Here is a 3,889-nt window from a genome sequence, read left to right on the forward strand (position 1 = left end):
CCAGCCGAGCCGCCAGCACCAGCAAAGCCGTCACCCCCCAGGGCAGCAGCAACCACAGGCTCAACGGCAACTCCCCGTCGAACAGTTTCTGGCCCAGTGGAAACAGCGCGGCAAAGTGAATCAGGTTGGCCAGCAGGGCGGCACCACCGATCAGGAACAGGGCCTGCAGGGCCGCAGTGCGTCGAAGCAGGCTCTGGCGGGCGCCGATGACGACCAGCAGCCGGTTGTCCTTGCGCATCTGGTCAGCGGTTGCCAGCAGGGCGGCAGCCAGTACCAGCAGGGCCGCCAGCATCAGCATCAGTCCCACAAAGAAAGCGGCGCGGCTGGCCTGGGCAACGATGTCCTCCAGGGTGGCAAGGATGGCGTTCACGTCCAGTAGACTGATCTGCGGAAACTGTTGCACCAGACTACCCAGTTCAGTGCTTTCCTCGGGGGCCAGATAAAAACTGGTGATCCAGGTGCGGCTCTGGGCATCCAGCGTGCCCGCGGAAAACATGAAATAGAAGTTAGGCGCAAAGCTTTCCCAGTCCACGTCCCGCAAGCCGACAATTTCCGCCTCGATGGGCGTGGACGACCCGGTAAAGGTCAGCTGGTCACCCAGCTTCAGCCCCAGTGACTCCGCCAGCTCACTTTCCACGGTGACTTCACCGGACCGCTCGACCCAGCGACCTTCCAGTAGCTCGTTGCTGTCAGGCAGGCTATCCGCCTCGGTGAGAGACAGATCCCGGTTCAATGCCCGATCGCCCCGGTCCTGCTCCTTGGTCACGGCATCACGCACAGGCTCGCCGTTAATAGCGGTAAGCCGGGCGCGAACCACGGGATAGAGAGGCTGGCTATCGCTGTTGTGTTGTGTCAGCCAGTCATTGAAAGGCGCCAGATCCTGGTCAAACAGGTTGATGACAAAGTAGTTGGGTGCGTTTTCCGGCAGGGTAGAGCGCCAGTCGCTCAACAACTGCCTGCCGGTCTGGATCGACATGGACAATACCGCCAGCGATACCACCAGCGCCGCCAGCAGGGGCAGCGTTGTTGCCTTACGACGGCTCAGGCGACGCAGAGCCAGGCGGGCAGCCAGCGGCATCCTGCCGCTGGCTCGGTCCAGTAACGACACCAGCGGCCACAGCAGCAGCGGCAGCCCCACCGCGATGGCAAAGGTCAGCAGTAGCAGGGGCCACAGACTGGTCAGTGAACCGCTCATGACGGCGGCCAGTGGGATCGGCGTGAGCAGGGCGATTAGCAGGGTCCAGCGCTGACGGCCGGGCTGGCTGTCACGCTGTTGCAGCAAGGCGGTGGCTGGCAGGCCCAGATGCGCCCACAACGTCGGTGCAGCAAACCCCAGCCACAGTAGCACCGGGCCAAACAGGCCCAATACCGGAGCGGTAATGGGAAAGGCCATGCCTCCCCCCATCAGAGTGATCAGATACAGGCCCAGCGCACTGGCCAGGGCAATACCGGCAAGTGTGGGGATCAACAGGGCAAGGGCGTCGCCGCCCAGCAAGCGGCGGACAATGGCTGCCTGGCTGGCGCCCACGGTTTTCATCACGGCGCAGAGCGTTTGCTGGTGACGGGCACGGTGGCTCGAGGTCAGGTAGATGGCTGCCGCGCACAGCAACACCACCAGCATCACGGCTAATTGCGACCAGAGGAAAAGCTGCTCTACCGGCCCGCGACTGCGCAGCTCGGTATTGGCCACGGTTTCCAGTTCCTGGTCCGGACGCAGTCCCGGGGTCAGGCGACTCTCCAGCTGCTGGCGCGCGGCATCATCGGCAGCCACCAGTAGGTTATGGCGGTAGCGACTGCCTTCACCGAGTATCCCGGCGCTTTGCAGATCATCAATATGGATCAGGGCCCGCGGGTTCATGCTGTAGAAACCGGCCTGTTGATCCGGTTCCTGGACGATGACTTTATCGATCAGCAGGCTGCGCTCGCCCATGGTAATGAACTCGCCAGTCTGTAAACCCAGACGGTCCAGCCCGGTGCCGGCAATCCAGATATGGCCCTGTTGTGGACCATGGTCGACCGGATACGGATCCGCAAAGCGGCTGTCACTGATCTGGATCTCACCATAGAGCGGGAAGCCGGCAGATACCGCCCTGATGCTGGCGAGCAGGAAGCTGTCGTCATTCACCAGCACGCTGGAAAATTTCACGCTTTCCGCGTGACGGGTTTCTGCCAGTTGCTGTCGTTGTGCCGGCTCTGGGAAGCGAGTGCCTTCCAGAATCAGGTCTGCACCCAGGGCAACGGCGGTCCGCTGGTTGAATCGTTGGTCCACGGTGTCGCGCAGAATCAGCATGGCGGTCATGGCAAAGGCTGCCACCAGCACCGCCAGTGCCTGAACGCGGAATGCGGGGGAACGCCAGGCCTTAAACACCAAGACGGCCCTCCACCAGGGACATGGCTCGGCTGCAACGCCGGGCCAGAGTCTGGTCATGGGTGACCAGTACCAGGGCGGTGCCCTGTTCCTGGTTCAGGGAAAACAGCAGGTCTGCCACATGCTCGCCATTGGCATAATCCAGGCTACCGGTGGGCTCATCGGCGAACAACAGGGAGGGCGACACCGCAAAGGCCCGGGCCAGCGCAACGCGTTGCTGTTCCCCGCCAGAAAGCTGCGCAGGGAAGTGATGGCAGCGCTTGCCCAGTCCGACCTGGTCGAGCCAATGGCGGGCAGTGTCACGGGCTTTGCCACGGCCAAGGATTTCCAGCGGCAGCATCACGTTTTCCTGGGCGGTGAGATCAGCCACCAACTGGAAATGCTGGAACACAAACCCGCATTGCTCGCCACGCAGGCGGGCCCGTTGGTCTTCGCTGCCACTACTGAACGGCTTGTCTCCCAGCAGGACCTCGCCGCTGGTGGGCACATCCAGCCCGGCCAACAGGGACAGCAGGGTGGACTTGCCGGAACCTGACGGCCCGGTAATGGCCAGACTGTCACCGGCATTCACTTCCAGCGTGATATCCTGCAACAGATCCAGCCCGCCCTCTGGTCCCTGTACACGTTTGCCAAGGTTTCGGGCGCTTAATACGGGAGATTGTGTGTTCATGATTCGGCTTCTTTTAGTGGCAATTCTGACCATGGCGGCGCTGTCCGTGCAGGCCAGGGGCTTACTGGTTCTGGGCGATAGTATCAGTGCCGCCTACGGGATTGAAAAATCCGCAGGCTGGGTCGCCCTGCTGGAGAAAGAACTGGAACAGCGCTGCCGTGATTTCCCCGTGATCAATGCGTCGGTCAGCGGTGAAACCACCGCCGGCGGCAATAGCCGGCTGGTAGCATTGCTGGAAAAACATGCGCCGCAAATCTTGATCATCGAGCTGGGTGGTAATGATGGCCTGCGCGGTCTGTCCCCCATTGCCATGGGCAACAATCTGGCACAGATGATCGAGAAAAGCCGTGCGGCTGACGCCACACCGATATTACTCGGCATGCGTATTCCCCCCAATTACGGACCACAGTATACCCGTCTGTTCGAACAACAGTTCCGTCAGGTATCTGACGACAAACAGGTGCCGTTGTTCCCGTTTTTTCTGGAAGGCGTGGTGGAGCAGGGTTGGATGCAGAAAGATGGCATTCATCCCACCGCGGCAGCTCAGCCCCTGTTAAAGGCCCATGCCTCTTCCGTGCTTGAGCCTTTATTGCCGGAGCAGTGTGGTGAAGCCACCGGAGGTGACAGTGTTTGAATTGACGCCCCCCTGGCAGGACGTACTCAATTACTGGTTTGAGGATGGCCTGAGCCAGGAATGGCCACAGGCATCCGTGACCCGCAAATGGTTTCGCGCCAGTGCCGGTGATGATGCGGAGATTGAGCATCGCTTCGGCGTTTATGTGGAGGCGGCGATACAGCAGGAACTGGTGGACTGGGAGCGCCAGCCGCAGTCACGGCTGGCATTGATTCTG

4 protein-coding genes are annotated in these 3,889 nt (G+C 61.4%); 2 read left to right on the plus strand and 2 right to left on the minus strand.

Going from position 1 to position 3,889, the window contains the following annotated elements; genetic code table 11:
• Positions 1–2,368 (minus strand): ABC transporter permease (locus B3Q33_RS03055; protein ID WP_286826821.1); only part of this gene is annotated, 2,368 nt, incomplete at its 3' end.
• The gene (locus B3Q33_RS03060) at positions 2,361–3,038 is read right to left on the minus strand and encodes an ABC transporter ATP-binding protein (protein ID WP_035244367.1); all 678 of its coding nucleotides are present in this window, start codon (positions 3,036–3,038) and stop codon (positions 2,361–2,363) included. The genes B3Q33_RS03055 and B3Q33_RS03060, both read right to left, overlap by 8 nt.
• Here B3Q33_RS03060 and B3Q33_RS03065 point away from each other — a divergent pair.
• Both B3Q33_RS03065 and B3Q33_RS03070 read left to right on the plus strand, forming a co-directional pair.
• Positions 3,037–3,672 (plus strand): arylesterase, encoded by a 636-nt coding sequence (locus B3Q33_RS03065; protein ID WP_035244368.1) that lies wholly within the window; start codon positions 3,037–3,039, stop codon positions 3,670–3,672. The genes B3Q33_RS03060 and B3Q33_RS03065 overlap by 2 nt on opposite strands.
• The coding region (locus B3Q33_RS03070) for a DUF924 family protein (protein WP_286826824.1) at positions 3,665–3,889 on the plus strand (225 nt) is incomplete at its 3' end. The genes B3Q33_RS03065 and B3Q33_RS03070, both read left to right, overlap by 8 nt.

The organism is Alcanivorax sp. UBA3183 (assembly GCF_002364155.1).
Classification (GTDB): domain Bacteria; phylum Pseudomonadota; class Gammaproteobacteria; order Pseudomonadales; family Alcanivoracaceae; genus Alcanivorax; species Alcanivorax jadensis.

What these genes read in the sequence shown, in the direction of transcription:
- B3Q33_RS03065 (WP_035244368.1), top strand. Translation starts at nt 3,037, where the DNA reads ATGATTCGGCTTCTTTTAGTGGCAATTCTGACCATGGCGGCGCTGTCC.
- B3Q33_RS03060 (WP_035244367.1), bottom strand. Translation starts at nt 3,038, where the DNA reads ATGAACACACAATCTCCCGTATTAAGCGCCCGAAACCTTGGCAAACGT.